The 23,891-nt window shown below is 64.7% G+C and carries 26 protein-coding genes and 1 riboswitch; of the genes, 14 read left to right on the top strand and 12 right to left on the bottom strand.

The window, feature by feature from the left end; translation table 11 throughout:
• Positions 1-187 precede the first annotated feature (187 nt).
• Positions 188-1,453 carry a hypothetical protein gene (locus QF038_RS08475; protein WP_307609728.1) on the top strand — a complete coding sequence of 422 codons (1,266 nt, stop codon included), beginning with the start codon at positions 188-190 and terminating at the stop codon, positions 1,451-1,453.
• Here QF038_RS08475 and QF038_RS08480 read toward each other — a convergent pair.
• Positions 1,450-3,321: a substrate-binding domain-containing protein gene (locus tag QF038_RS08480; RefSeq protein ID WP_307609729.1), complete on the bottom strand. Its 1,872-nt coding sequence runs from the start codon at positions 3,319-3,321 to the stop codon at positions 1,450-1,452. The genes QF038_RS08475 and QF038_RS08480 overlap by 4 nt on opposite strands.
• A gap of 296 nt (positions 3,322-3,617) precedes the next feature.
• Between QF038_RS08480 and QF038_RS08485 the strand changes: the two genes are divergently transcribed.
• Together QF038_RS08485 and QF038_RS08490 are read left to right on the top strand one after the other, a co-directional pair.
• The gene (locus tag QF038_RS08485; protein WP_091419761.1) at positions 3,618-3,890 is read left to right on the top strand and encodes a hypothetical protein; all 273 of its coding nucleotides are present in this window, start codon (positions 3,618-3,620) and stop codon (positions 3,888-3,890) included.
• Between the two features lie 111 nt (positions 3,891-4,001).
• Positions 4,002-4,760: a PKD domain-containing protein gene (locus QF038_RS08490; RefSeq protein ID WP_307609730.1), complete on the top strand. Its 759-nt coding sequence runs from the start codon at positions 4,002-4,004 to the stop codon at positions 4,758-4,760.
• A gap of 66 nt (positions 4,761-4,826) precedes the next feature.
• On the opposite strand, the gene QF038_RS08495 is transcribed toward QF038_RS08490, so the two are convergent.
• The 8 genes from QF038_RS08495 to QF038_RS08530 form a co-directional block, all read right to left on the bottom strand.
• Entirely contained in the window at positions 4,827-6,374 is a 1,548-nt protein-coding gene (locus tag QF038_RS08495) for a glycoside hydrolase family 32 protein (protein ID WP_307609731.1), read from the bottom strand.
• A gap of 2 nt (positions 6,375-6,376) precedes the next feature.
• On the bottom strand, positions 6,377-7,255 hold the full coding sequence (locus tag QF038_RS08500; protein ID WP_307609732.1) for a carbohydrate ABC transporter permease: 879 nt from the start codon (positions 7,253-7,255) through the stop codon (positions 6,377-6,379).
• Position 7,256: 1 nt separating this feature from the next.
• Positions 7,257-8,225: a carbohydrate ABC transporter permease gene (locus QF038_RS08505; protein ID WP_307609733.1), complete on the bottom strand. Its 969-nt coding sequence runs from the start codon at positions 8,223-8,225 to the stop codon at positions 7,257-7,259.
• Between the two features lie 75 nt (positions 8,226-8,300).
• Positions 8,301-9,596: an extracellular solute-binding protein gene (locus tag QF038_RS08510; protein ID WP_307609734.1), complete on the bottom strand. Its 1,296-nt coding sequence runs from the start codon at positions 9,594-9,596 to the stop codon at positions 8,301-8,303.
• Positions 9,597-9,721: 125 nt separating this feature from the next.
• Positions 9,722-10,744 carry a LacI family DNA-binding transcriptional regulator gene (locus QF038_RS08515; protein WP_307609735.1) on the bottom strand — a complete coding sequence of 341 codons (1,023 nt, stop codon included), beginning with the start codon at positions 10,742-10,744 and terminating at the stop codon, positions 9,722-9,724.
• 104 nt (positions 10,745-10,848) lie between these two features.
• Positions 10,849-11,397 (bottom strand): DUF2087 domain-containing protein, encoded by a 549-nt coding sequence (locus QF038_RS08520; RefSeq protein ID WP_307609736.1) that lies wholly within the window; start codon positions 11,395-11,397, stop codon positions 10,849-10,851.
• A gap of 10 nt (positions 11,398-11,407) precedes the next feature.
• Positions 11,408-12,292, bottom strand: coding sequence for an HNH endonuclease (locus tag QF038_RS08525; protein ID WP_307609737.1), 885 nt, complete (start codon positions 12,290-12,292; stop codon positions 11,408-11,410).
• 80 nt (positions 12,293-12,372) lie between these two features.
• Complete coding sequence (locus QF038_RS08530) at positions 12,373-13,236, bottom strand: universal stress protein (protein WP_307609738.1); 864 nt, start codon at positions 13,234-13,236, stop codon at positions 12,373-12,375.
• Positions 13,237-13,490: 254 nt separating this feature from the next.
• On the opposite strand from QF038_RS08530, the gene QF038_RS08535 reads away from it, so the two are divergent.
• The 5 genes from QF038_RS08535 to QF038_RS08555 all read left to right on the top strand — a co-directional run bounded on the left by QF038_RS08535 (position 13,491) and on the right by QF038_RS08555 (position 17,124).
• Positions 13,491-13,709, top strand: a complete 219-nt coding sequence (locus QF038_RS08535; protein ID WP_307609739.1) for a hypothetical protein — start codon at positions 13,491-13,493, stop codon at positions 13,707-13,709.
• Between the two features lie 91 nt (positions 13,710-13,800).
• Positions 13,801-14,232: a hypothetical protein gene (locus QF038_RS08540; RefSeq protein ID WP_307609740.1), complete on the top strand. Its 432-nt coding sequence runs from the start codon at positions 13,801-13,803 to the stop codon at positions 14,230-14,232.
• 129 nt (positions 14,233-14,361) lie between these two features.
• Positions 14,362-14,544: a hypothetical protein gene (locus QF038_RS08545; protein WP_307609741.1), complete on the top strand. Its 183-nt coding sequence runs from the start codon at positions 14,362-14,364 to the stop codon at positions 14,542-14,544.
• 82 nt (positions 14,545-14,626) lie between these two features.
• Positions 14,627-15,577, top strand: a complete 951-nt coding sequence (locus QF038_RS08550; RefSeq protein ID WP_307609742.1) for a ribonuclease Z — start codon at positions 14,627-14,629, stop codon at positions 15,575-15,577.
• Between the two features lie 71 nt (positions 15,578-15,648).
• Positions 15,649-17,124 (top strand): YdiU family protein, encoded by a 1,476-nt coding sequence (locus tag QF038_RS08555; RefSeq protein ID WP_307609743.1) that lies wholly within the window; start codon positions 15,649-15,651, stop codon positions 17,122-17,124.
• Positions 17,125-17,204: 80 nt separating this feature from the next.
• Here the strand turns inward: QF038_RS08555 and QF038_RS08560 are convergent, their stop codons facing one another.
• The gene (locus QF038_RS08560) at positions 17,205-18,041 is read right to left on the bottom strand and encodes a LysM peptidoglycan-binding domain-containing protein (protein WP_307609744.1); all 837 of its coding nucleotides are present in this window, start codon (positions 18,039-18,041) and stop codon (positions 17,205-17,207) included.
• A gap of 3 nt (positions 18,042-18,044) precedes the next feature.
• A riboswitch (cyclic di-AMP (ydaO/yuaA leader) is annotated at positions 18,045-18,249 on the bottom strand.
• 480 nt (positions 18,250-18,729) lie between these two features.
• Between QF038_RS08560 and QF038_RS08565 the strand changes: the two genes are divergently transcribed.
• Genes QF038_RS08565 through QF038_RS08580 form a run of 4 tightly spaced genes read left to right on the top strand, consistent with a single transcriptional unit; the run spans position 18,730 to position 21,462 of the window.
• Entirely contained in the window at positions 18,730-20,091 is a 1,362-nt protein-coding gene (locus QF038_RS08565; protein WP_307609745.1) for a lytic transglycosylase domain-containing protein, read from the top strand.
• A gap of 21 nt (positions 20,092-20,112) precedes the next feature.
• Entirely contained in the window at positions 20,113-20,472 is a 360-nt protein-coding gene (locus tag QF038_RS08570) for a TraR/DksA C4-type zinc finger protein (protein WP_307609746.1), read from the top strand.
• Positions 20,469-21,035: a DNA alkylation repair protein gene (locus tag QF038_RS08575; protein WP_307609747.1), complete on the top strand. Its 567-nt coding sequence runs from the start codon at positions 20,469-20,471 to the stop codon at positions 21,033-21,035. Before QF038_RS08570 ends, QF038_RS08575 begins: the two co-directional genes overlap by 4 nt.
• Positions 21,019-21,462 (top strand): DUF1810 domain-containing protein, encoded by a 444-nt coding sequence (locus tag QF038_RS08580; RefSeq protein WP_307609748.1) that lies wholly within the window; start codon positions 21,019-21,021, stop codon positions 21,460-21,462. Before QF038_RS08575 ends, QF038_RS08580 begins: the two co-directional genes overlap by 17 nt.
• 66 nt (positions 21,463-21,528) lie before the next feature.
• Here the strand turns inward: QF038_RS08580 and QF038_RS08585 are convergent, their stop codons facing one another.
• Together QF038_RS08585 and QF038_RS08590 are read right to left on the bottom strand one after the other, a co-directional pair.
• Positions 21,529-22,422, bottom strand: coding sequence for a glucose 1-dehydrogenase (locus QF038_RS08585; protein ID WP_307609749.1), 894 nt, complete (start codon positions 22,420-22,422; stop codon positions 21,529-21,531).
• Between the two features lie 101 nt (positions 22,423-22,523).
• Positions 22,524-23,036: a metallophosphoesterase gene (locus QF038_RS08590; RefSeq protein ID WP_307609750.1), complete on the bottom strand. Its 513-nt coding sequence runs from the start codon at positions 23,034-23,036 to the stop codon at positions 22,524-22,526.
• Between the two features lie 83 nt (positions 23,037-23,119).
• On the opposite strand from QF038_RS08590, the gene QF038_RS08595 reads away from it, so the two are divergent.
• Both QF038_RS08595 and QF038_RS08600 read left to right on the top strand, forming a co-directional pair.
• Entirely contained in the window at positions 23,120-23,311 is a 192-nt protein-coding gene (locus QF038_RS08595; protein ID WP_091419798.1) for a DUF1918 domain-containing protein, read from the top strand.
• Between the two features lie 50 nt (positions 23,312-23,361).
• A complete protein-coding gene (locus QF038_RS08600) occupies positions 23,362-23,871 on the top strand; it encodes an NUDIX domain-containing protein (protein ID WP_307609751.1) in 510 nt (169 codons plus the stop codon).
• Positions 23,872-23,891: the final 20 nt, after the last annotated feature.

The following is a 23,891-nucleotide window of genomic DNA, read 5'->3' on the forward strand; positions in this document are numbered from 1 at the left end:
TTAATCATCGCAAGGGGGTACGACATTTTCCCTCGGCCGGACGCCCAACTGGTGGTCGTCCTGGAATGGAGCGCAGGGAAGGTGCCTGCATCTTGAACAGCCTCACACACAACAATCAAAAGTGGCATGCCGCCGTCGAAATCAGTAGCGTCGTTCGAGCAACATTTCTCCAGCAGTTAGGTACCCCTTGGGCAAGAACAGTAAGAACCGGCGCGCAAACAAAACTTCGGCGCAGAAACGACGCCAAGCGCCGGTCTCCCTCAGTTCTTTCCGTGCCAGCCGGGCACTTGATGCCTTGGCGCCGGCTTATGTCCAGTGGTTCGACGACGGTACACCCGGGGCAGGCGCTGCAGCCCTGCAATACCTGAAGCTGATGGAACCCACCATCAGCCGCTACGTGGAGATGACGGCTGCACCGGACATGACGAGCCTCGACCCGGCAACCCTGGCCAACGCGGTCGCGGAGGAAGTCTCGGCAGCCGCGGGTGCACAGGCGCCCGAGGTCGTGGACGCGGAACAGGTTGCCCTTATCGTCGACTCGGTCCACAGCTACGTCGAGTTCCTCTCGGAAACCGGCCGGTGGACGGGGACGGAGGAGCTACTGGCCGAGGTGCTGGAGTTTTTCGACAGCCTTGCCGACGGTGTTGATGGGCAGGAGACCATTGAGATTCCGGACATTCCCGAGGACCAGGCACTGTCAGCTTTCACAGAAATGCCGCTGATCCAGAAGGCAACAGCGTTGCTGGAATGGATCGGAGAAGGGAAGCCCGTGACTGGAACGGGCGCCCTCCGCCTGCGGGACATTGAGGAGGCGGCCGCCTGCGTGGGAGTGCAGACCAAGGGCGGTTCCAAGAAGGATTCGGCCGGCGACGTCCTCACCGTGCGCAGCATGTACGAGGTACCCCTGCTTGCCGAAATTTGGGCCGCGCTCCAGGCCGCCGAGCTGATCAGGGTCAAGCCGACGAAGGTGGTGCCGTTCGAGGATCACGCACACTTCCTGGACGGCAGCGTTGCCGAGCAGGTGGACGAGTTCACCATGTTCACCTCGCTCTTCCTGGAGCAGGCCGTGCTCCGGCTCGATCCTGAAGAGCCGTGGGAGCGCACCATCGCCGCAATACAGGTTTCCGTCCTGCTGGCGGCGGCCACCGCCGAACCGCTGCTGGTGGAACGCGTCCTGGCGGCACCCGATCACGCTCCCGAAGAAGAAAAGAAGGCCGCCGAATTGCTCACCAAGGTGGCCATGGGGCGCTTGGAGGAGCTTGCGGAACTTGGGCTGCTGACCATCGACACCCATTTCCGGGTGCCCCCGGCGCTTATCCGCTGTGTTGCCGATGCATTCGACGATCCATCGCTGCTGGCAGAGCTGGGCCTGGGCGAATCGCCGCTCGAAGAAGCGTTCGACGACGAGGAAGCGGAGGCGCCCGAGGTTGTGACCGCGGGCAACCCTTCCTAGAAGCTGGTCACCAATTCGCCGAGCACCTCACCAAGCCTGGCCGGATCGGTGGCGTCGTAGTAGTGCGCGCCGCTGGCCCTGGCGATTTCCCGGAGGGTGGGGACATCGGCGTCGGGTCCGTAGGCGAGGGTAAAGACGAGCACCGGCGTCGAGTGGTACTGATGACTCAACTGTTCTGAGAGCCCGCCCAAGTCTCCCGGGTGGCGGGTATCGTTCTTGCCGTCGCTCAAAAGCACGATGGTGTTGATGAAGGTGTCCTTGTACTCCTTGGCCTGATCGCCCGCGAAACGGCTGACCGCTTCGAACAGAGGCGTAGCTTCCACGGCCTGGAGTTCATTGAGCTTGGCGGCGATGTCGCCCTTATTGGTTTTGAAAGGGGCCACCGGGCTGACGATGCCCGGCTGTAGCGGACCGTCGCCCTCATGGGAGAACGCGGCCAGTCCAACTTCGTCCTCACCCGTGAAATGGTCCACTGCCTTCAGCACGGCGTCCTTGGCCCGCTGCAGCTTGGTCAACCCGGGTTCCTGCACCATGGAGTCCGAGACATCCAGCAGGAACAAAGCCCTGGCCCGTTTGCGGACCTCGGGGAAGCTGTCCTGCATGGCAACCAGGGCTTCTGCCTTGGGCAGCGGCAGCGGCTGGAGAGTCTCGGCATAGCGGCCGGTTTTCGCCACCCCGGAATCCAGTTTGCCCTGGACGCTCCGGTATCCTGACGCCTCAACAACGCGTTGGCCCTGTTCCGTCACGGCGAACGCGAGGAAATCCTGCGCCGCCAGGCGCTGCTGGTTCCCCACCCAATCGCCGCCAAGGACTACTGCAGGGTTGTCCGCCACGTGCACTCCGTCCACGGGGTAAATGGCCCGAAGGGGCTCCTTGGGCGCGGGGCCGGATTTCTTCGTTGTTCCGTCCTCGCTGACCACGCCCCGGTTGTAGTCCCACACAGATTTTTCATCCACGATTACGGCGGAGAGGAATTCCGAAACGTTCCCCGCGTTGTCAGCCTCCCTGGCGTGCCACAGGAAATGCTCCGGGGTGGCCATGTAATGGCTGGTTCCCAATTCCACGGCGCGCACCTTCTCCACCAGGGACGCAGCGTCCAGGTCCATGCCGTCCAGGCCGCCCACGCTGCCGCCGGCTGCGCCGTAAGACGCAGCAAGGGCCATAAGGCCCGAGGTCGAGACGAGCGGACTGGCCTTGCCGAACTTGAATTTTCCCCAGTCGCCATGGCCGAGGCGCTCCCAGACGTCCTGCTCCCCGGCCATCTTGAACACCTCAGACCACGACGGCGGTTGCCGGTCCCAGCCGAGGGCAGTCACCATGGTCTCCGGCATCGCCACAACGATGGCGCTCCGGGCCACGCTGGTTCCCTCCCGGGGAACACTACGGTTCCCGCCGGTACCTTCCCCAGCGATGCGTAACCACGCGGAGGAGTCGGGCAGCCAGACGGTGGGCCTCTCCCCAGCCGGAACGCCGGGAAACTGTGCCGCGGCCTTGCCGGCGGCGGCTCCTGATCTTTCCTGGGAGACGGCCGGTGCCACGCATTTGCCGTCAACGTTGCGGGGCTTGGCCGTGTACTCGGCTGCAAGGGCCCGGACCATCTCCGCGTTTTCCAGCGACGTGAGGATATTCAGGGGGATACAGGGCGAGGCACCGGCGACGGCGGCAGGAGCGTCCTGCACCAAGGGTTCCCCTGCTGGGGGTGGGGTGCCATTTCTTGCGGCAGGTCCGCCGTCACCTGAATCGGCAGGAAAGATCAGCGTCCGGAGCACCAGTGCGCCGCCCACAATAAGAAGCGCCACGGTAGCCGCCGCGGCGATCCAGATCCAGCGTGGATAGATCGGGTCAGTTGCTGCGCGACGACGGCCCATGTTCGTTTCCTTTGAAATCCGCCCGGGTTTCCCTGTGTGAATGCAAATGATGAAACTGGCCCGCGGCTGTCACACCGCGGGTGCGCCTAGCCCCCCGCCCGGATGCCCCCGCAACTGGATACGCATTTTGAGGATAACCCGGGTGGGCCCGATGTGAGTGTGGTGATGCAGATCTTTTTCGCACCCGGAATGCAGTCCCTGGCAGCAGCTGGCTCTGGATGAAGCGGCGCACCAGGTCTAGATTGGGTCTTGGCTTATGCAGCGGGCCCACTCACACCAAACCCAGGAGGGGGACCATGAGCCCCACACCGAAACAACCGATCACCGACGACAGCATCCAGGTCCGGCAGGTCAACCATTACCAATTCAGTTGGGTGGCCGGAGACGCTGGAAAGCCGGGCACCTGGACTCTGCAACTGGTCCTGGACCAAGGGGCCTGGGAAGAAGTGCTCACGCTGGATGCTGAGGACGCAGAGGTTCTCCAAGGCCTCCTGAAACGTTCGGCCACCGTCTTCTACGATGTCCGGCGGCGGACCCTGATGTTCGGGACCACGCCCGCGGGGCAGTAGTTCGGGCAGCCAGCCAGAGTTTCTTTCCGGAATCTTGCGTCTGCCCCAGTATCGGAAACCTCACGTATCTGCGCATGCTGATGCGTGAAGGCAACGATTGAGGGGGAGATCATGACAAGGAGCGCGGCAAAACTGGCCAGCACATGCTTGGTACTCGTGGTGGCTGGCGGATGCGCCGAAGTGACGGGCAGTCCGTCCGCTCCCGCGAACCCAGGGGTTCCTTCTCCACTGGCCACCATCCATCAACCCGGCCCCACACCCTCAGGCCAGCAGACCGGATCGCCAGTCCAGGCCAGCATCATCCCGCTGGGCAGGAACAACGGCGTTGAGGCCAGGCTGCCGATCAACGGCTATTTCGCTGCGCCCGGCATGGAGATCCGATTCGATGCTTCGTCGTCCATCGGTGCAGTGAACCAGTACGAATGGGACCTCGACGGCGACGGCGAGTACGATGTGACCTCCAGCGAACCCGTCCTGAAGCACACGTATGCGCATGAGTTCGAGGGGGAAATGATCCTGCGGGTGTCGAACATGGTTGGAAGCAGCCATGTCCTGAAGACCCCGGTCCATGTCAGCACCGTCCCGATGCCTCAGCCGTTGGCGGCACCACGGAATGTCCAGGTGGAGGTCCTGTCCACGGTGGACGGAGTCAGCGAGATCCGGGTGACGTGGGAATCGGAGGATCCTGCTGCTTATTCCTGGGCTGTGGCCATCAACGGGTTCCCGGCGGGCCGTGTTGAAAGGTCCGCCCGATCGGTCAACGTCACCGACATCCGGCGTGAAGCGGACGTCCTGGTGGAGATTCTTGGACTTACGCAGGACATGGCCCTCGGGCTGCGTGCCGGGACCACGCTGCCGGCGGCGAAATAGCCTGTCAAAAGGACGCTGAAGAGCCCTGCACGGACCGCCGTGCAGGGCTCTTACTGAGTCAGCCCATCAGCACCCGACGACGGCGAGCGCCGCCAGGTGCGCACCCTCACCTTCGGCGAAGACCGCCAGAGCCGTGCTCCCTTCCGAGGGGAACACCAGATCCGTGAGGGTGGCGAGCCCGTCCTGGGCGAAGAGCTCCACGGAGCACCGGTCAAGGTAGATCCGGAGCCGGAGGCGGCCTTCCTGCAGCGGTACGGCAACGGCTTCGACGGAGGGAAAGGCCTCATGGAAATCCACATGCCCGGACTCCCGACGGTCCAGGTTAAGCATTCCCTCCGGTACGTCATAGCTGACGACTGTGCGTTCAGCGTCGCCGGCCCTGAGCACAAGCCCCACCCTGCTTGCCGTACCAGGCTGAAAGTCAACGTCGATCCGTGTGACTGCGGCGGTGACGGGGAGGTCCAGAACCCCGGATGCCAAAGCCTGGGAGCCCAGCCGGAACTGCGCGGACTCCGGGCCGGCAAAAGGATCGATAGCCTCTTGCCGGAGCACCACGCGTCCGTCCACGCGGGTCAGCGATACTTCCCGCGGCAGGGACATGGCACTCCGCCAGCTGCCGGTGCGCGTGGATGCGGCATAGTCCCAGTTGTTCATCCAGCCGATCATGATCCGCCGGCCGCCCGGTACATTGCTGAACGAGACAGCCGCGTAGTAATCGCGTCCCCAGTCCAGCCAGCCGTAGTCCCGGATCCGGCTGTCGTCCTGCTGGAGGCCATCGCTGACGGTCGTTTCGGACCGGAACGTCACGCCGTCGAACCCGCCCAGGAAGTACTGCCCGGCTGAGCCGCCGGCCACCCCTCCGGGGTTGAGGTTCACGATGAGGACCCACTTCGTGTCCTGCGGATTGCCGTCCACGGGTAATTCGAAAAGATCCGGGCACTCCCACACTCCGCCGGTGGCATTGGCGGGCCCGAAAGTGCTCAGGTGCTCCCACGCCAAAAGGTCCGCGGACTTGTACAGCACCACCTGGCGCTGCACCGCTTCCACGGCGACCATCACCCAGTAGCTGCCGGCTCCGGCGTCGTACCAAAAAACCTTGGGATCGCGGAAGTCCGCGGACGCCCGGTCCAGGACCGGATTGCCCTGGTACTTCGTCCACGTCATTCCCTCGTCCAGGCTGTACGCCAGGGACTGGGCCTGCCGGCCCGCCAGCGGTGAGGCTGCGCTGTACGCGCTGGTGTAGATGGCCACCAGCGGGGGAGTGTCCGCCGTGCCCAATCCGCTGGTGTTGTGCTCATCAAATACTGCCGAGCCAGAGAAAATCGCCTCGGACCCGTCGCAGGGGATGGCCACGGGCTGCTCCTCCCAGTGGAGCAGGTCCCGGGAGGTGGCGTGGCCCCAGGACATGTTGCCCCAGTCCGGGCCGAACGGGTTGTGCTGGTAGAAGAGATGGTAGGTGCCGTTGAGGTACACCAAGCCGTTGGGATCGTTGAGCCAGTTGCGTTCGGAAGTGTAGTGCCACTCCGGGCGGAACGGGTCCGTTACGGGAACGGCCACGGCGTCGGGCGCCGGAACCGCGGCGGTCGCGGCAGCCGTCGTCGTCAGGAAAGTCATGGTCAGCCTTTCACGCCGCTGGAGGCGATGCTGTTGATGAAGGACTTCTGGAAGGCAATGAAGAGAATCACCACGGGAACGGTGATCAGTGAGGCGTAGGCCATCACCTCGCCCCAGGATACGTTCAGCTGGAAGAAGTACTGGATGCCGATCATCACGGGCCGCAGCTCCTCGGACTGGACCACCATGAGCGGCCAGAGGTAGGAGTTCCAGGCGGGGAGGAAGGTGAGGATGGCTACTGTTGCCGTGGCCGGGCCTGCCAAGGGCATGACCACCTGCCGGTAGATCTTGAACCAACCTGCACCGTCGATCCGGGCCGCTTCATCCAGTTCCTTGGGGATGGACTCAAAATACTGGTGGTACAGGTAGATGGAGAATGCGTTGGCAATGAACGGAATGATCTGGACCTGGTAGGTGTCCAGCCAGCCCTTTGAGAACTCCAGGCTGAAGCCGTTGAGCTCAAAGTAGGGCAGCTGGTTGACCCACCAGACCAGCGGCAGGGCCAGGGTCTGGAACGGGACAATCAGCGTGGCCAGGATGGCGGCGAAGACGATCCGCTTGCCGCGGACCTCCATGCGGGAGAGCGCGAACGCGCACAGGCTGTTGATGAAGATGCCCAGCACCACCGTCACGGCGGAGATCCCGATGGAGTTGATCATGAACCGGGCGGCGGGGACGCGGTCGAACACTGCGGCGTAGTTATCGAGTGAGATGTTCCCGATGGGCAGGAAGGCCGCCACGGACGACATGTCGCCGAAGATCTGCTGGTCCGGCTTCAATGAGGACACCAGCATAAAGACGATGGGGAAGGCGGCCACGACGGCGAAGAGGATGCGCACCAGCATTGTGCCGGCGCTCCTCAGGAGCAGTTGGTTGTTCATGTCAGTCTTTCTCCCGGGTGAGGTAGCGCTGCACCGCGGAGACGAGCAGTACGAGGACGAAGAATACGAGCGATATGGCCGAGGCGTAGGAGGTTTCCTGCTGCTTGAATCCGGACCGGACTGCCTCGTAGATGATGGTGGTGGTGGAATCGAGGGGGCCGCCCTGGGTCATGACGCTGACCTGGTCAAAGAGTCCCAGCGCCTGGATGGTGATGGTGACCAGCACCAGGCTGCGGGTGTGCTTCAGGCCGGGCCATGTGACATAGCGGAACTGGTGCCAGCGGCTGGCGCCGTCCAGCTGCGCGGCTTCGTACAGTTCACCGGAAATGCTCTGCAGCCCGGCCAGCCAGATGATCATGTGGAACCCCGCTGCCTGCCAGATGGACAGGGCGATGATGGCCGGCATGGCGGTGGCGGGGTCATTGAGCCAGTCAGCACCCTGGATGAGCCCGAAGCTGAACGTGGAGAGGAGTTCGTTGATCAGGCCTTCGCGGCGGTACATAAACATCCAGAGCAGTGACACCACCACCATGGATGTGACCACGGGCAGGAAGTAGATGGTGCGGAAGAAGTTGACGCCGCGGAACTTCTTGTTGATGAGCAGGGCCATGGCCAGGGCAAGGGCGGACTGTACCGGCACTACGACCACCGCAAAGTACGTTACGTTCAGCAGGGCCCGCCAGAACGTGGGATCGGTGAAGAGCCGGGCAAAGTTGTCCGTCCCCACAAACTCCACAGGCCGCGGAGAGACCAGGCGGGCGTTGGTGAAGGCCAGGCCGAAGCCCAGGATCGCCGGCAGGAACACAAACAACAGCAGCAGAACGGCGGCCGGGGTGATCATGCCCCAACCGCTGAGCTGTTCGCGGATGAAACCGGGGCGGGGGCGGCGGCGCCGGGCGGGACCGGTGTTTTGCTTTGCTGCAGCCGCAACGGCCTCTGGTGGACGGGTGGGAAGCGGGCTGAGGGTCATGGGAGTCTCCTTGACAGGACCTGGGGTACGACGACGGCGGCACTTGCCGGCCGTCGTCGTACCCCGGATCTCTGGCTATTTCTGGTAGCCGCCGTTGGATTTGATGTTGGCGTCAATCGCCTTGGTTGCCTTGTCCAGCGCACCCTGCGGGTCCGCTCCGGCAAGGATGTCCTGGGTGGCCTTGCCGAATTCGGTGGCAATGAAGGGGTAAGCGGGGGTCTCCGGCCGCATCACGGCGTAGTTGCGGGAGAACTCCATGAAGACCCGGTTTGCGCCACCTTCGGCGAAAGCGGGAATCAAGGCGGCGGCTTCGTCAGTGGCAGGGATGCCTCCCGTTGCCTTGATGACGGAAGCCACGTTTTCCGGCTTCAGCGAATAGGACAGGTAGTCCATCGCGGCATCCGTATTGTTGCAGCCGCTGGTGACGCCCCACTGCCAGGAAGCTCCGCCGATCTTGGGACCCTTGCCCAGGTCCACCGTGGGCATGACCGCCAGGTCATCTCCCAGGGCCTCCCGGGTTTTGTCCCCTGCCCAGGAACCGGTGTAGAGGAGGCCGCTCTTGTTGTTCAGGAAGTCCTGGGTGGAATCTTTCCCGCTCTTAGTCGCCATAAAGCCCTGATCCGCCAGACCGCGGAACCACTTGGCCCATTCCACAGCCTTGTCACCATTAAGGGATCCGTCAGCCGACTGGTAATCCTTGCGGTCGATCAGGTCTCCGCCGAAGGACTGCAGGAACGGCGAGTACGCATAGGGCAGCCACTCGCCCGTTCCGGCAGTACCCATATCCAGCGGGTAATCCCATTTACCCAGCGCCTTGAGTTTGGTCAGCGCATCCTGGAACTCGTCCTTCGTCCATGGCTTTTCAATGGTCGCGACGCGGACCCCCGCCGCAGCGAGATCAGATTTACGGGCAAACATGGACAAAGCGACGTCGCCGTATCCAACCGCATAGGTCTCTCCCTGCCACTTGGCAACGGTGCTGGGGAGGTTCTTGGAAAGGTCCGCAGACAGTTTCAGGGGCGTGAGGTACTGCGCCCACGCCCAGTTGGGAACGTTGGGCCCGTCTATGTCCACGATGCAAGGGAGGTTTCCGGCCGACGCGGCCCCAACAACGGAATCGTTGTAGGACTCCTGCGGGAAAGCCTGCACCTTGATCTGCGCCTTCGCACCGCTGCTCTTGTTATAAGAGTCCACGATCGACTGCGTGGCCGCCAGTTCCGCCGGGTTTCCGGCGGCATGGGTCCACATGGTGATCTCTTTCGGGCCTTCGGTTGTGGACGAGGAACTGCCCTTGCCGCAGCCGGCGAGGGTGGCAGTGAGGGCGGCTGCGGCTATGCTGGTCGCCAGGATCTTCGTGAACTTCGTGCTCATGGGTCAGTCTTTCTGTTCGGACAGGGTGATTGATGGGGTCCTGCTGGGAACGTGGCCGCTGCAACGGCTGCGTTCCCGTTTTTTGGGAAAAGTCAGGGCTGTGCCCGGTGCGGTACAGCTCTGGCTCAGTTTTTGGGTGGAGCGACCGAATCCCGCTCAACAAGCGGGCAGGCCACCTTTTCGTGCACGCGGGGTGCGTGGGGGTTCTCGAGCTCGTCGAGGAGTTTCAGGACAGCCCACCGGCCCATCTCATAGTGGGGGAGTGCCATGGTGGACAGGCCGGGCCAGAGGCCGTCTGCGATGAGTTCGAGGTTGTCTACGCCCACAATTGAGACATCGGACGGAATCTTCAAGCCAAGGTGGCCGGCCGCCTGGTAGGCGCCCATGGCCATTTGGTCGCTGAAGCAGAACAGGGCGGTGGGCTTTTCTGCACCGGACAGCAGCTTCAGTGCCGCTTCCCGCCCGCCGGCGGTGCTGGGCCGGCTGGTCACCAGGGAATCCACCGGCAACTGCATGCCGTGGCGGGCCAGCCCGGCGCGGAAACCATCGAGGCGTTCGTGGGCGGCCGGGATGTCATCCTCGTTGTTGATCATGGCGATCCGGCGGTGGCCGGCCGTGACCAGGAGTTCGGCGGCGGATTCGCCGGCACCGAACTCATCGGGCACCACTGAGGACAGCCCGGCGTTGTCCGAGGTGGCGTCCAGCACGATGGTGGGCATTCCCTCCAGCTCCGCGGGAACGGATACCCGCTGGTTGTACATGCGGGCGTAGATGACGCCGTCCACCTGGTGCTGCTGCAGTGCACGGATTTCCTGGCGCTCGAGTTCGTTGTCGAGGCCGGAGTTGACCACCATCAGCAGATGACCGTGCTCGGAGGCGGCGTCCTGTGCGCCCTGGATCATGGCGCCGGCAAAAGGGGTGGTCGTGATCTCGTCGCTGACCAGGCCCAGGATCTGGGAGCGCTGGTTGCGCAGCCCGCTTGCCAGCCGGTTTGGTGCGTAGCCGAGGTTCCCGGCTACCGCTTTGATATGCTCCACGGTACGGGCGTTGACCCGGGAGTTGTGTGTTTCGCTAAGTGCATGCGACACAGTGGTCACAGAGACGCCTGCTGCTTTCGCTACGTCCCGGATGTTCACCTTCGTCGCCATCGACTTCGCTTCCTTTGCAAAACGTTTTGTATGTTGCCTGCATCACTATATGCAAAACGTTTTGCAACCGTCAAGGGGTAGCGGTCCATGAGCAGTTGCACCTGTCAGGCGCGGCCGTTCTGGCCAGCAGGTGTTTCCTCGGGCCGGAAATAGCCGGAGCCTGACGGTGTACGTTGCACAAAGCCGAAATCCACCAGGTAGCGGCGCAGCAAGACAACGTCGTCGGTATAACTGAGGAGTCGTTCGTTGACCTGTTTTTCCGTCAGGTTTTCGCCGGGACGGATGGCCTCGCCGGCAATCCAGGCCAGGAGCTCCCGCCGCTCGGCCACGTTCGCCGGATAGCGCTCGATCCTCCCGAGCCGCAGGAAGCGGTCCACTCCGGTTTTCGCCTGCCGCCGGGGTTGTTGGGCAAGAAGGTCGCGGTAAATCGCTTCCGGTGCCACCAGTTCGCCGGAGGCTGTTCGTTGCACGAGCCCCGACTCGATCAGCATGGCCAGGGCCCGGTCCCGCCGGTGATCCTTCAACCCGGAAAGAACCGCCGGCAACTCTGCGCCGAGGACTATTTGCGCATAGGCGGTCCGGGCGTCGCTGTTGGCGAGGGCAGCCAGCACCCTCCGCCAGTGTGGACCGCCATATCCCCTTCCCCTGGTCATGCCGAACGCCTCAGCCCGAACCTTTTATGTCGTGGGGCCCCTCAAGGATCCGCCGGGCATCATCCTGGGCCTGGAGGGCATGCTCACTGACCACTTGGCCCCGCAGGTGCCCGGCGGCGGCGATGATGGTCCGCAATTCCGAAACCGTCCGGGGCGTGGCCACGCCGAGATGCGCCATCGCGTGGCAGTTGGGGCAGAGGGGAACAAGGTCAGCCACCGGGTCCAGTTTGTATCCGCCCTCCAGCATCGCCGGCGGTACTACGTGGTGCACCTCGATAAAGCCTGTGCCGGCCTCGCCATAGAAAGCCTCGAAGGAGAAGCCGCAGGCAGCACAGGAGGTCCCGTGGAATGCCAGGCAGACCCTGCTTGCGTCAGCATCCCGCTCGTAGCGGTTCACGTCGATCGTCGCGACAGCCTTCGGCGGGAAGGTTCCGGGAACCAGTTCGGCGTGGCTGGCAGCCACTGGCCCCTGCTCCCGCCAGAGCCTGCGGAGTTCAGGCTCCGCAGCCTGCGGGACAGGAACTGGGCCCGCGATGGCCTCCCACCACATCGGGCCCGAAAATCCTGTCTTGAGGGCGTCGGGACGTATCTGTTCTCCGATGGGGAGCAGCGCGTCGAACTCAATGCCGGCGTACCCGTCCCCGGCGTCGCCTTCCTCACGTCCAACGGGTTCAGCGGGGGCTGACACAGCCATCCCGTGGCCGATCAGGCCGCGACCTGCATCACTGTTGCCCTGCAGCAGCAACCAGACCTCTGTCCCTGGCAGGATGTTCCGGCAGCCGCCCACGTTCCATCGGGCGAGGACGCGCCCGGACTCCGTCACCTGTTCGACGGCGGCGCGGTAGTCCCAGCGGTTCACTCCCTTTGGGTTCCATCCCAGAATTACTGCAGCCACCGCTCACCCTGTCCAGCCCATGCTCTGTATTAGTTCAGCCTACGTTTCGGGGATCCGAGGGTGCCATACCGGCAGCAACCTCATCTGCCGTTGTTGGAGCCATGGCGCGAAACCAGAACGGGCCCGCGTGCATGGTGAAGGACGGCGTGGGCGGTTGAACCGATCGTTTCCTTGACCAGGCCACGGCCCTTGCTGCCCAATACCACCATCGCAGCATCCCCGGAAACGTCGAGAATGCCGTGGGCAATCGAAGAATCGGTCAGGAGAGTTCCTTCCACCCGGATCCCAGGGGCGTGAATGCGGGCAGAATTGAGGGCGGTCCGCAGGACGTCCTCAGCAGCGGCGAGCGCCTCCGGGTTGTCACGGAAGCGGCGGTATCCGGCAGGTGTGTGCCGGACATGGACCACCGTGAGGTCCGCACGGGATGCCGACGCCAGCGTGCATGCATCCTTCAGCGCAGTTGGTGAGCCAGATTCATCGACTCCCACCACCACAGGACCATCCGGATGAAGATCAGAACGGATGACGGCTACGGGACAGGACGCGGTGGCCGCCAGTTCCAGGCTGACGGAGCCCACCACCAGGCCCAGGAATCCGCCCAGCCCCCGGCCCCCGACAACAAGCATCTCCTGCCGGGCCGATATTCCAGCGAGGTGCTGGGCGGGGAGTCCGTGCAGCAAGGTTGATTCAACATCCGCTCCTGGCGCCGCAGCCTTCGCGTGGGCAAGTCCCTCTTCAAGGATTGACTCGGCGGACCTCTCCAATCCGCTGTCCGAGACACCCGGGACAGGGCCAAGGTGCCTGGTCAGCAGCGGCCAGATGGAACAATGCACCACATGCACGGCCAGGCCGCGACGGTATGCATGCTGCGCCGCCCAGCGGACGGCTTCCGCAGCTTCAGCCGAGCCGTCGTAGCCGGCAACTATGGACCTTGGCTCCTGCATGGCTTCATCGTGCTCCTGGACAGATCGGCATTCAGCCCAATAGTGGCTCCCCGCGCCGGCATTGTCCACGCTGTCCTCGACCCCGACCGGTACATGTATCTGGCCGGTAGTCCACGTTCCACCATAGCCGTGGAATGGTGCAGCTTCTTCCGGCCGAAGGGGCGGGGGAGTAGGCTTAAGCAACCGTTAGGAAGTAGGCGGCCACGTATTCAGCCTGGGTGTTGACCTCCCCGGCGATCCCGAAGGGATGCACAGTGGCATTGGACGCTTCGGCGGTTCTGGCGCTTCTTGGCGGCTACATCGCAACCGCAGTTGGAGTCTTTCTCCTTTATTCACCAGTCATTGTCCTGATCATCAGCCTGTTGTTGACGGCGGGCCTGTTGCAGTTGCTGGCCTGGCCCTTTATTGTCCTGATCCGCAAACTGCGCCGGAAGCCCAAACATCCTGATGACAGCTCGTGGCTCCTGCACTGATCCGCATAGGCGGGTGCCGGGTTCCACAGCACCCCATTCGTCAGTATGCTTACTATTGCTGGCAAAGCCGGTCACGAGAAAGGGCATCATCATGACGGAACAGAACTTGCCTGACGACGAGCTTGAGGTTGTTGAGGAAAACGACGTGCTCCTGGACGAAACCCCCGGTGCGGCCTCTTCCCTGGAGCTTGATCCGGTCACCGGCGGGGAGCCGGACAGCTATCCCGGTGCGGCGGAGAATAACCCGGACCGCTGGCAGGAGGATCCGCTGCTCCAGGACGAAGTCTCCGGCGAGGAGGAGGATTTCCTTAGCGATCAAACGCTCCGCGATGACATGGCGGCAACCCGCGATGGCGCCGGCAACGAACAGGTGCCGGCGGCAACTCCCACCCTCGGCGAAGCGGTGGCTGATGTGGACTTCGGGGAAGATCCCACCGGCCGGGAAGCGGACGCCAGCGACGACCAGGAAAACTTCGGCGGGTCCCCACTCAGTGAGTTTGAGCCCGACGACCTCGAACGCTGAGGGGGCCGGTATACCCCCAACCTGATGAATAGGGGCTCCAGCCTCTGGCCCAGGGATAAAACGGGGTTAAACTAATAAGCCCACTGATGAATATCAGTTTCGGCAGGATCAAGACTGAAGGAGTTTCGTATGAACTTGGGAAGCAGGATCAGGAACGCCGCTGAACGATTCGCAGGCAGGACCGGCACGGGCGGGACGGTACGGGGCCGCGGGATGAACACCACGGGCCGGACGCCCAACTCCACCGGTGCCATGGGCTCCAGGTCCGGCGGCATGGCCCACCGCATTATGGGAATGTTCAGGCGGCACTGAGCCACCAGCATGAACAGCACCAGCATGAACCAAAAGCAGGTCCCGGGCCTTCCCGGAACCTGCTTTTGGTTCGTCAAACGCCATGCGTGAACTCGTTGTCTTAGGCACTGCATCCCAGGTTCCCACCCGTACCCGCAACCATAACGGTTACCTGCTGCGCTGGGACGGTGACGGGCTGCTCTTCGATCCCGGCGAGGGAACACAGCGCCAGATGATTCATGCCGGCGTCTCAGCCACTTCCATTACGCGTATCTGCCTCACCCATGTCCACGGCGACCACTGCTACGGGCTGCCCGGCGTGCTGTCCCGCATGGCACTGGACGGCGTGGCGCACCCAGTCCATCTCCACTATCCCGCGTCCGGCGAGGACGTGGTCCGCGCCCTGGTGTCCATCAGCTCGCCCGGCATCGACCTGCGGCTCCACCCCCATGGCGGAAGCGCAACCGTGGCCGACGGACTGGAGGTCCGGCCCCTGAAGCACCGCATCGAAACCTACGGCTACCGGCTCACAGAGCCCGACGGCCGCTCCCTGCTGCCGGACCGCTTGGCCGCGGTCGGCATCCGGGGGCCGGACGTGGGCCGGCTGCAGCGCGAAGGCAGCCTGGCCGGCGTCCAGCTCAACGATGTGAGCATTCCCCGCCGCGGCCAGCGCTTTGCCTTCGTGATGGACACAGCACCCTGTGAGGGTGCAGAAGACCTGGCGGACGGCGTGGACCTCCTCGTCGCGGAGTCAACCTTCAGCGACGACGACGCCGCGCTCGCCGGACAGTACCGACACCTCACCGCGGGGCAGGCCGGGGAACTGGCCGGCCGCGCCGGGGCCGGCACCCTGGTGCTGACCCACTTTTCGTCGAGGTACGACGACGTCACCCTGCTGGCCGCCCAGGCAAGCGCATGTGCCACGCAGGTGAGGGTGGTGGCTGCTCACGACCTGCAGCGGGTGGCTCTTCCCGAACGACGGCGCTGGCCTGCCCCGGCGCCACGGACGCGGGAAGGGCCCGGGAGCTCATTGCCAAACAAAACCATGGGGTAGAAAGTGGATTATCGGGTGTTCTTCATGGGACTGACGCCGCGGAAAACACACCACGAGGGAAGGCTTGAAGAATGACAGCTGCTGCCGAATCAACGGTCACTTTTGACGGGCAGTTTGCCCGGGAATTGTCGGAACTGGCTGTTCCCTGGCAGGCAGAGGAAGCGCCTGACCCCAAACTCCTTGTCCTTAACGAGCAATTGGCCGCTGAACTTGGGCTGGATCCGGAATACCTCCGGTCGGCGGAGGGCGTCCGGCTCCTCCTGGGAAACCACATCCCGGACGGGGCGACCCCGGTGGCACAGGCCTACGCCGGCCACCAGTTTGGCGGTTACTCACCCCTGCTGGGCGACGGCCGGGCGCTCCTGCTCGGCGAGGTGGCTGATGTGCACGGCCGGCTGCGCGATATCCACCTGAAAGGTTCCGGCCGTACGCCCTTCGCCCGGGCAGGCGACGGACGTGCCGTCGTCGGGCCCATGCTGCGGGAGTACCTGGTGAGCGAGGCGATGCACGCCCTGGGCATCCCCACCACGCGGTCCCTTGCCGTCACGGCCACCGGCCGCCCGGTCCGCCGGGACACCATGCTTCCCGGAGCAGTCCTGGCCAGGGTTGCCAGCAGCCATCTACGGGTGGGGAGCTTCCAGTACGCGCGGGCCACCGACAATATGGACCTTTTGCGCCGCCTCGCCGATCATGCCATCAGCCGCCATCACCCCGCCGCGGCCCGGGCCGACAACCCCTACCTCGCCCTCTTCGAAGGAGTGGTGGCTGCGCAGGCCTCACTGCTGGCCCAATGGATGCTGGTGGGCTTCGTCCATGGCGTGATGAATACAGACAATATGACCATTTCCGGGGAAACCATCGACTACGGGCCGTGCGCGTTTATGGATGCCTTCAATCCGGCCGCGGTCTACAGTTCCATTGACGTTGGCGGCCGTTACGCCTACGCCAACCAGCCGGTCATGGCTGAATGGAACCTCGCCCGCCTCGCCGAGGCAATGCTGCCGCTCATCAATGAAGACCAGGAACAGGCCGTAGCCCCCGCAGTGGAGGCACTGGGCCGGTTCCGCCGCCAGTACAGCGACTCCTGGTTCGCGGGTATGAAAATAAAGCTGGGAATTGAGGAAAGCGCTGCGGGGAGCCCTAAGGCGGAAGAAGCCTCGGAACTGGTGGACGGGGTGATCGCCATCCTGAAGGACGGGCCGGTGGACTACACACGGTTCTTCCGGAACCTCGGGCACGCGGCCCGGGGAAACTCCCGGCCCGCCCGAAGCATGGTCCTGGACCTCGCGGCTTTCGATGCCTGGGCAGAACGGTGGCTGGCCCTGCAGCCCGACGCCGAACTTATGGACCGGGTCAATCCTGCCTACATTCCGCGCAACCACCTTGTCGAGGAAGCGCTCGCCGCCGCAACGGACGGCGATGTTGGTCCCTTCAACCGGCTCGTGGAAGTGGTCCGTGACCCGTACCGGGAACGGGCGGGACTGGAGCGCTACGCCGAAGGAGCGCCGGAGGACTTCGGCAGCTACCAGACGTTCTGCGGCACCTGAGAACGGCGGGAACCGGCAAAAACGAAACAGGGGCGGCAGGCGGGAAACCCCGCCTGCCGCCCCTGTCCGGGTGGTGTTGCTTAGGCTACGCGGACGAAGGAAGCGCCCGGGAGCCAGCTGATGGAGTGGACCTCGGTCTTGAAACCGTCCACGCCGCCGCTCACGACCTGGCCGTTGCCGGCATACACGCCGACGTGGCCGGCGGTGATCACCAGGTCACCGGCAGCGGGGGTACCCACCACGGAACCGTACTGGTAGAACTGGCCGGGGGCCAGGTCGCCAACAGACTTGCCCACGCTGCGCAGGGCCTTCTCCACCATGGCGGTGCAGTCCTGCTGGACGCCAACCTGGCCGTAGGCCGATGCCAGGATCGAAGCGCCGGCGCCCGAACCCGTGGCAGCCGGAGCTGACGCGTAGGAAACGTTCACCCCGGTGTTGGCCGGAGCCGCGGCAACAGCTGTCTGGGCGGGAGCAGGAGCAGCGGCCGCCTGGACGGGGGCCGGAGCAGCTGCAACATAGCCGGCGCCCGGAATCTGGATCTGGTCGCCGGGGTAGATGATCGTGGAGATGGCCAGGCCGTTGGCGGCCAGGACATCGTTAAGGCTGACGCCGTAGGCAGCGGAGATGCCGCCCAGGGTGTCGCCGGCAACCACGGTGTGCACGTTGGCGGCAGCTGCTGCAGGTGCAGCCACGGCAGCGGCGGGTGCCACAGACGCCTGGGTGTTAGTGGTCCCGGTGGTGTCCGGTCCGGTTACGCCTGCGTGGGCTGGGGCCCCCACACCGAAGGCAATGCCGGAAGCTGCTGCTACGGCCAGAGCCGGGCGGCCAAGCGACTTGGCTGATACAGCCAAGCCCTGGAGCGCGATTGAGCGAGCCGGAGTCGCGCGGTGACGGGCGGTGCTGGAATTTTTTGACACGTTTGATCGCCTCTCCCATGCCTGCGGGGTGAGCTGTCGGGTTCGGGTTGGAGATACCCGGCCGGTAGCGGCTCCGGACGGAACGGAAAGGCGCTATCGACTTAACCCCAAGGCCTCGCATGAGGCCGCGGAAAGGTGGTTCCCCCGTCCCTGCCAGCTGGAAACGATTGAATCCCGGATCAGCGGCAGGGCTCGGCATGCTGAGGGGAATGTCCCGTCTGGGAGGGACACCTGAAGACCATAACCTGCCAGCCTGCCGATTGTCACATTTGGATAACATACGAGCGGCTTCTCTCGTATTCCGCAAATGACTGGATGTTCTATGCATAACGGGCTGACCACGGAAGATAGGCGCGCCGACGTGTGCCTCGTGGGCTTCGTCACAAAGTAATAAAAGGGGGTGCAGGCGCCAGTGAAAATCTTTGCTCATGGCTGGCAAGTGGGGCAGGATATTGCGCACCCGGAGGAGGTCCCTTTGACGCAACTTGGCAAGTATGAGATAGGTAAAACGAAGCCCAGGCCACCGCTGCCTGGAACGACACGCTTGGGTGGTTCGGCCAGCATCTCTGAGCTTCCGCCCACCTCCTGGCTTTTCACCCCGCCTCCGGGCAAGGGTGGCATCTCCGCTGCATAACGATGTCAGCACGCCAGCCTTCAACTGCAGGTTGAAGGCGTATGCTTCCGAACTATGTCTCGGTTCGTTATCAAAGCCCGCCTGCCCCTGCCTGCGGCGCTGCTGGCTCTTGCCCTGACGGGTACTGTTTGGCTCGGCCCGGCCGGCGCTGCGGACCAGGATCCTTCGGGTGATTACCCCTCGTGGGAGGATGTCCAGCAGGCAAAGCTGACGGAGTCCGGCACCGCAGAGGAAATCGACAGGATAAATGGCCTGCTGGGTGGCCTGCAGGCCCAGTCCGAGTCTCTGGGTGCAGTGGCCGTCCAGTCAGCGGCCGAGTATGCCGTCACAGACTCAGCGCTTCAGGCGGCCAGCGCAAAAGTGGGGGCCCTCACGGCCCAGGTTTCGCAGTCGAACGCGGAGCTGTCCCGGCACCGGAAGGAACTGGGTGCCCTCGCCGCCCAGTCCTATAAGACCGGCGGCACCACCATGGGATTCTTCGTTGCCCTGGATGCGATCCAGACCAACAGTGTCCAGGGGCTCAATGTGGTGCAGATCGTGGGTGACAAAACGGCAGGGTTGGTGGCCAGGGCCGCGTCGGCCGGACGGATCGCCTCCTCGCTGGCTGCCCAGGAAAGTGCCGCCAAAGCCGAACGTGAGCGGTTGTCCCTTGAAGCCAAAGCGAAACTGGATGCCGCCCGGTCCGCGCAGGATGCGATGGCACGGCAGGTAGCGGAAAGCCAGCAGCGCAGCGAGGAGCTGACGGCGCAGCTGGCTTCTCTCAAGGGCACGACGGCGGCAGTTGAGGGCGCGTACCGGCAGGGCCAGGCGGCGCAGGCCGCCTATGAGGCAGCGCAGGCCGCGAAGCGCGCTGCAGCTGCTGAGCAGACCCGTCAGCAGGCAGAAGCTGCAGCCAGGGCGGCCGCCGCGGCTGCAGTCCGCCCGCAGGCTCCGGCCGCCCCTGCACCGGCCAATCCAGCACCCGCGAACCCCGCACCTGCCAATCCAGCACCCGCGAACCCCGCACCCGCCAACCCGGCGCCGGCGAATCCTGCCCCCGCACCCGCGCTGCCGGTGGCACCCGTCCCGCCGCCCGTCGTCGTGCCGTCCGTTCCAGGCGGTGCCGTCAACGACCCGGCAGGGGCCAAGAGCTACGCCTCGGGGCGGCTGGGTGCATACGGCTGGGGCCAGGACCAGTTCCTGTGCCTCGCCCAGCTCTGGACCAAGGAATCGAACTGGCTGACAACGGCCACCAACCCCTACTCCGGCGCCTATGGAATAGCCCAGGCGCTGCCACCCGGCAAATACTCCAGCGCCGGCAGCGACTGGCTCACCAGTTACCGCACCCAGGTCGATTGGGGCCTGGGCTACATCCGCGGCCGGTACGGCTCGCCGTGCGGGGCCTGGAACCACTCGGTTGCCAACAACTGGTACTGACCGGCGCGCTAGGCTTTTCGCATGCCCGATTTCGAACGGTTCCGGATCCTGCTCGAGGAGGAGCGGGCCCGGAAGCTGGCCTTGCTACCGGCCCTCCGTGCGGACATCACCGCTGCGAACTCCGCCCGCCAGGATTCCAACGTAGACGACGAACATGATCCTGAAGGCTCCACCATTGCTTTCGAACTGTCCCAGGCGTCGGCACTGCTGAAGCAAAGCAGTGCCGGCCTGGAGCAGGTCGACGCCGCCTTGGCCAGGATCGCCGACGGCACCTACGGGTCCTGCGCCGTCTGCGGCGAAACCATCGCCGAAGGAAGGCTGGAGGCGCGCCCCTGGACGCCGTTCTGCATCAGGCACGCGTCGGCAGGCCGCACCCGATGAGTGCGGGGGATCTGGTGGCTGCTGCTGCCGGGTTTGTTGACCGCACCCTGCAGAATGAGGGTGCCTGGTACCGGGCGGACGACGTCGAGGGCAGGCTGGGCGGGGAGCTCACCTCCTACGGGTCCTCGGTGGGCGCCGTCCGCGGAACCGTCCGCGATATGCTGCGGAAGTACAAGGACCTCGATCACGACGCCGTGGTGCAGTTGGCGTCCGCGCTCTGGGGACAACCGCGGCCCGGTGCGCGCGCCGTCTACGAGCGCCGGCTCGCCGCCGTCGTGCTGCTGCAAACCAAAGCTGCGCTGCTGCGCCATTCAGACTTGACCCGGATCGAGGGCTTCCTGAGGTCTGCCGGAACCGGGGAACTGGTTGACCCGCTGCTGGCGGACGTGCTGGCCCCTTTCCTGGCCCGGCTCCATGGCCGGGACCGCCAACGGGCCGCCGTTGTCCTTGCCCGGTGGCGGACTGACCCGGATCCGCAGTTACGCCACGCGGCCGCTTTCCTCGAGCAACCGTCCGCACCCCAAGCCCCACCACAAGGAGACACCCGTGAACCATCGTTTTGACCTGGAACGCTTTGTTGCCGCACAGAACAGCGGCGGAACCTACGACCAGGCGCTGGCCGAGCTGCAGGTGGGCAACAAGTCCGGACACTGGATGTGGTTCGTTTTTCCCCAGCTGGCGGGGCTGGGGTACAGCGAGACATCCCGCCGCTACGCCATCAACTCCCTCGAGGAAGCCCGGGAGTACCTGGACCACCCCGTATTGGGCCCGCGGCTGCTCGAATGCGCCCAGGTGCTCAGCAACCATAAAGACCGCACTGCCGAGGAGATTCTTGGCAGCGTGGACGCCCGGAAGCTGCGCTCGTCCATGACGCTGTTCCTGCGCGCAGCTCCCGGGGAAACCGTCTTCAAAACCGTCCTGGCGCAGTTTTTCGACGGCCAGCCGGACCCCGCGACCGACGATCTGCTCGCGGGCCGCGACGAAGATTAATGCCGGCGGCGGTGCCGCGTGCGTCCTGCGCGGGGCACCGCCGTCGGGAGGTACTTTGACCGGGCGCTACGGTGTGGGGCTTCCGCCGTTAACGTTCAGGGTTTCACCCAGGACGTAACTGGACTCCGGCGAAGCCAGGAAAACGTAGGCCGGGGCGAGTTCGGCCGGCTGGCCCGCCCGGCCAAGGGGCGTGGACTGGCCGAACTCCGGCAGCTCCTCCTTCGGCTGGCCGCTGCTGACCTGCAGCGGGGTCCAGATGGGCCCGGGCGCCACCGCGTTCACGCGGATGCCCTTGGGTGCAAGCTGCTGCGCGAGGCCCTTGGTGAAGTTGTTGATGCTCGCCTTGGTGGTGGCGTAGTCCAGCAGCGTCGGGGAGGGGTTGTACGCCTGGATGGACGTGGTGTTGATGATGGTGGACCCGGCCGGCATGTGCGGAACAGCCGCCTTGGTAACCCGGAACATCGCATAGACGTTGGTCTTTTGGGTGTGATCGAACTGTTCGTCCGTGATCTGGGTGATGTCCTCCTGCGCCACCTGTTTTCCGGCGTTGTTGACCAGGATGTCCACGCCGCCCAGAACGGCCACTGCAGTATCGACCAGTTCTTCGCAGGCGGCCGGGTCCTTCAGGTCCCCGGGCACCTTGACGGCCTTCCGTCCTGCGGCTTCGATGATGCCGGCAATGCGGGCTGCGTCCTCTTCTTCCTCCGGCAGGTAGGAAAGCACAACATCGGCCCCCTCGCGGGCAAAAGCGATGGCCGTGGCCGCACCGATTCCCGAATCGGCTCCCGTCACGATCGCCTTCCGGCCCTCCAGCCGTCCGGTGCCGCGATAGGTGTCCTCGCCAAGATCCGCCTTCGGCGCCAGTTCCGCATCCAGGCCGGGCTCGGGCTGGTCCTGCTTCGGCGGAGAGATCTTTTCGTAGGCGGTAACGGGGTTGCGGAAGGTGTACTGGTCGGTCATGGTGGTCCTCCTGTGCTTAGGGGTGGAACACTAAAAGCTAAGTATGCTTACCGTTCAAGCCTAGGCAATGAGGCGGGCCGCTGCCAAGCCGCATTTCGCCCTCACATCCTGTCCCGGCGGACTTCCACCAGACGGACATCCTTAAGGGCGCCGGCGTCCACCACAGCAGTCATGTAGGTGCAGGCGGGCTGTCGGCGCCGGTCGGTGGGGGAGCCGGGGTTGACCAACCGCAGCCCGCCTTCCGCGGTGGTGTCCCAGGGGATGTGGCTGTGCCCGAAAACCAGCACGTCGGCATCAGGGAAGAGCGCCTCGCACCGCGCTTCCCGGCCTTTCGCCGGCCCGGTCTCGTGCACCATGGCAAACCGGACACCGTCCAGCGTGACTGCGGCCGTTTCGGGCAGCCGGGACCGCAGGTCGGGGCCGTCGTTGTTTCCGTAGACCCCCACCAGGGAGCGGCTTCGCTGCTCAAGCTCGTCGAGCAGTTCCACCGCCACCCAGTCGCCGGCGTGGAAGACCACGTCGGCGCTTTCGACGGCGGCCCATACCTGCGCAGGGAGCGCGCGGGCACGCTTGGGCACATGGGTATCGGCGAGCAGGAGGAGGTTCAGCGGCATACCGAAATCCTGCCACGTCCACTTTGTGCCGGCCCTTTCCGCTCCCCGCCCGGAGTCGTAGTCTGGGGCTGGAGGTGATTGCCATGGAGGCAACTCAGGGCGACCGGATCATTGTCCACGGCAGGACGGTGGGGTCTACGGACCGGCATGGAGTGATTCTCGAGGTCCGCGGCCAAGGCGGAACTCCGCCCTACCTGGTCCGCTTTGATGACGGACACGAAACGATCATGTATCCCGGCGGTGATTTCGCCGTCGAGCGCGGCAACGGTCACTAGTACCGGCAGGGCGGGTGCGCCCGTCCCCGGGCACCTGTCAGACTGGAGCGATGGATCACTCTTTGGCGTCCGCCGCGTCCTCCACCCCGCCTGTCCGCACTGGTCCCCGTGATCCCGGTGATGCCTGGGTCGAGGGTAGCCGCGGCCGCTTTTGGGGCAGGTTTGGTGCCGCCGGCGTCCTCGCCTACGATCCCGCCAAGGGTGTGCTCCTGCAGCATCGGGCCGTCTGGAGCCACAACGGCGGAACGTGGGGCCTCCCGGGAGGAGCGCTGCACGAGGGCGAGGATGCCGTGGCGGGAGCCTTGCGCGAAGCCTGGGAGGAGGCCGCCATGCCCGCCGGGGATGTCGAGGTGCTTTTTACGTCCGTGCTGGACCTGGGCTACTGGTCCTACACCACAGTGGTGGTGCAGGTGAGGGAACCGTTCGACCCCGTCATCAGCGACCCCGAAAGCATCGAGTTGTTGTGGATACCGCTGGCTGAGGTGGACGGCAAGGAACTGCACCCCGGCTTTGCCGCTGCCTGGCCGGACCTGCGGGAACGGATTGACGCCTCGGCATAGGTTCCTCCCTGCCGGATCGC

Source organism: Pseudarthrobacter sp. W1I19, from assembly GCF_030817835.1.
GTDB lineage: Bacteria > Actinomycetota > Actinomycetes > Actinomycetales > Micrococcaceae > Arthrobacter.

Coding starts and splice junctions, on each gene's coding strand:
- QF038_RS08485 (WP_091419761.1), top strand. CDS start 3,618: ATGAGCCCCACACCGAAACAACCGATCACCGACGACAGCATCCAGGTC.
- QF038_RS08545 (WP_307609741.1), top strand. CDS start 14,362: ATGAACTTGGGAAGCAGGATCAGGAACGCCGCTGAACGATTCGCAGGC.
- QF038_RS08490 (WP_307609730.1), top strand. CDS start 4,002: ATGACAAGGAGCGCGGCAAAACTGGCCAGCACATGCTTGGTACTCGTG.
- QF038_RS08575 (WP_307609747.1), top strand. CDS start 20,469: ATGAGTGCGGGGGATCTGGTGGCTGCTGCTGCCGGGTTTGTTGACCGC.
- QF038_RS08565 (WP_307609745.1), top strand. CDS start 18,730: ATGTCTCGGTTCGTTATCAAAGCCCGCCTGCCCCTGCCTGCGGCGCTG.
- QF038_RS08585 (WP_307609749.1), bottom strand. CDS start 22,422: ATGACCGACCAGTACACCTTCCGCAACCCCGTTACCGCCTACGAAAAG.
- QF038_RS08555 (WP_307609743.1), top strand. CDS start 15,649: ATGACAGCTGCTGCCGAATCAACGGTCACTTTTGACGGGCAGTTTGCC.
- QF038_RS08530 (WP_307609738.1), bottom strand. CDS start 13,236: ATGCAGGAGCCAAGGTCCATAGTTGCCGGCTACGACGGCTCGGCTGAA.
- QF038_RS08600 (WP_307609751.1), top strand. CDS start 23,362: ATGGATCACTCTTTGGCGTCCGCCGCGTCCTCCACCCCGCCTGTCCGC.
- QF038_RS08515 (WP_307609735.1), bottom strand. CDS start 10,744: ATGGCGACGAAGGTGAACATCCGGGACGTAGCGAAAGCAGCAGGCGTC.
- QF038_RS08540 (WP_307609740.1), top strand. CDS start 13,801: ATGACGGAACAGAACTTGCCTGACGACGAGCTTGAGGTTGTTGAGGAA.
- QF038_RS08520 (WP_307609736.1), bottom strand. CDS start 11,397: ATGACCAGGGGAAGGGGATATGGCGGTCCACACTGGCGGAGGGTGCTG.
- QF038_RS08500 (WP_307609732.1), bottom strand. CDS start 7,255: ATGAACAACCAACTGCTCCTGAGGAGCGCCGGCACAATGCTGGTGCGC.
- QF038_RS08595 (WP_091419798.1), top strand. CDS start 23,120: ATGGAGGCAACTCAGGGCGACCGGATCATTGTCCACGGCAGGACGGTG.
- QF038_RS08510 (WP_307609734.1), bottom strand. CDS start 9,596: ATGAGCACGAAGTTCACGAAGATCCTGGCGACCAGCATAGCCGCAGCC.
- QF038_RS08505 (WP_307609733.1), bottom strand. CDS start 8,225: ATGACCCTCAGCCCGCTTCCCACCCGTCCACCAGAGGCCGTTGCGGCT.
- QF038_RS08480 (WP_307609729.1), bottom strand. CDS start 3,321: ATGGGCCGTCGTCGCGCAGCAACTGACCCGATCTATCCACGCTGGATC.
- QF038_RS08570 (WP_307609746.1), top strand. CDS start 20,113: ATGCCCGATTTCGAACGGTTCCGGATCCTGCTCGAGGAGGAGCGGGCC.
- QF038_RS08495 (WP_307609731.1), bottom strand. CDS start 6,374: ATGACTTTCCTGACGACGACGGCTGCCGCGACCGCCGCGGTTCCGGCG.
- QF038_RS08590 (WP_307609750.1), bottom strand. CDS start 23,036: ATGCCGCTGAACCTCCTCCTGCTCGCCGATACCCATGTGCCCAAGCGT.
- QF038_RS08550 (WP_307609742.1), top strand. CDS start 14,627: ATGCGTGAACTCGTTGTCTTAGGCACTGCATCCCAGGTTCCCACCCGT.